At 43.9% G+C, this 1,482-nt stretch carries 1 protein-coding gene; it reads right to left on the bottom strand.

The genetic code is table 11. The features are described 5' to 3' along the window. Positions 1 to 49: 49 nt before the first annotated feature. Positions 50 to 1,375 carry an ISNCY family transposase gene (locus tag FTU83_RS17160; protein WP_001280601.1) on the bottom strand — a complete coding sequence of 442 codons (1,326 nt, stop codon included), beginning with the start codon at positions 1,373 to 1,375 and terminating at the stop codon, positions 50 to 52. Positions 1,376 to 1,482: the final 107 nt, after the last annotated feature.

Here is a 1,482-nt window from a genome sequence, read left to right as displayed (position 1 = left end):
TGTTATTCCTAAGTAGAAATGTCCTACCTAATAACCAAATAGAAATGTCCTATATGGACAATTCCAAGTCAAGCACAGGATTTAGATTTCGTTCTTTGATTGCTATTTTCTGTGCACGTCTGCTTGGCATCTTTTGAGAACGATTGCGTTTGTTTTGTTGTTCCAGTTCTTCATGCTGTTGTTGGATATGATTCAGAACAGCACCCAACCGTTTATTCTCAACAATCTCTCGCTGATTCAGCTGACTTAATTTATCGAAGAGGCTGTAATTGATCTTTCGGCCATCATGCATGAGGGCTACAGTACCATCCGGGTATTCCAGGAACTCAAGATACTTACCGATCAACCTTTGATTTTCTTCGGTGTTTTCCAGGAGATATACGCATTTATCATAAGTAATCGTCAGGCTATTCGTGACTCTGCGGGGTTCACGCCAAGTAAAAATATCATCTAATTCTTCGGCTGTTTCAGTGATAGGCCGATGTAGATCCTTAGGATTAAAAGCCATCTTGGCGAACTTCTGATTGAACTGCTCAATGAAGCAGGGTAGCCAGGCATTAGCTTGCTCAATCGAGCTGATACCTTCCAGACGCATCTCCTTGATCAGACGGTCCTGAAGGGTTCTGTTGGCACGTTCCACACGGCCTTTGGCCTGTGGTGAATTGGCGAAGATGATATCGATATTCAGGGTACTGAGTACGCGTCCAAACTGGGTAATCTTGGTGTCTTTCTTGCTGCTTTGATTCACCCTGAAGACTGAATGTTTGTCGCTGTAAAATGCCAACGGCTTACCATGCTGCTCAACATACAAGCGTGTTGAAATCATATAATCAAAGGCTGATTCTGATTCACAGAAGCGTAAATGCTGCAATTTTCCTGTAGCATCATCGATAAACACCAGCAGACAGCATTTAGCAGCGCGTCCTTCAAACCAGTCATGATATGAGCCATCAATTTGGATCAGTTCACCAAAGCAATCCCGGTTGTAACGAGGCTGATACGGGCGTTTCAGGCGCTTGGATCGAGGAATCCATAAGTCAGCTGCAATCATCCAGGAACGCAGGGTTTCTACTGAAAGATCGAATCCATGTACGGTGGTGAGCTTTTCATGCGCTAAAGTGGGTCCGAAACCATGGAGTTGGTCAGAAACAATATTGAGGCACTTGAGTCTGAGTTCTTCAGGAAGTTTGGAATTGCTGATTTGGCCACGACCGGCATGGGCTAATGCAGCGGGACCTTGAGCTTTGTATTTCTGCAGTAAGCGTCTGATCTGACGTTCTGAAATATGAAGTAGCTGAGCAGCCTGGGATTGAGTTATGCGTTGATCGCAGATTTCCTGCAAGACCGACAATCGTTTAAGTTCTTTATCCGACATAGACACCAACATATCAAACCGTCCGCTAACGAAATTGCAAAAGTGCATATTCTAAAAGCGGACATTTTTACTTTGGAGAAACCGGACATTTCTATTTTGGAGTTACA

The sequence above is a fragment of the Acinetobacter sp. YH12152 genome (genome assembly GCF_013418285.1).
GTDB lineage: Bacteria > Pseudomonadota > Gammaproteobacteria > Pseudomonadales > Moraxellaceae > Acinetobacter > Acinetobacter amyesii.
Note: the sequence above shows the minus strand (reverse complement) of the source record. Positions and strands in the feature narration are given on the sequence as shown.

Excerpts from the sequence above, each read along its gene's own strand:
- FTU83_RS17160 (WP_001280601.1), bottom strand. The coding sequence starts at position 1,375 with ATGTCGGATAAAGAACTTAAACGATTGTCGGTCTTGCAGGAAATCTGC.